At 53.2% G+C, this 216-nt stretch carries 1 pseudogene; it reads right to left on the bottom strand.

What is annotated here, in order from left to right:
- Positions 1 to 30 precede the first annotated feature (30 nt).
- Positions 31 to 216 (bottom strand): annotated as a pseudogene (locus tag BFP89_RS29080) (IS4 family transposase); the annotation flags it as partial.

The raw sequence follows: 216 nt of genomic DNA on the forward strand, positions 1-216 counted from the left end.
GTGGTCTGACCCTGAGGGATCCCCACAAATTCACCCTAAGCTCTGCGCTTGATGGCGCACCTCATCACGCAGAGCCCGCTCCAATATTTCCATGTGTTCTCGTCCTCCAAAATCTGTGCAGATTCGCCAGTATTCCAAGCCTAGTCGCCACAATGAAAGCACTCGCTTTTCTTTGATGCTGTTGCTTTGGTAGCGTCGCTCCAAGCCGCGTTCTCG

It is taken from the genome of Pseudomonas sp. 31 R 17 (assembly GCF_900004915.1).
Lineage (GTDB): Bacteria > Pseudomonadota > Gammaproteobacteria > Pseudomonadales > Pseudomonadaceae > Aquipseudomonas > Aquipseudomonas orientalis_A.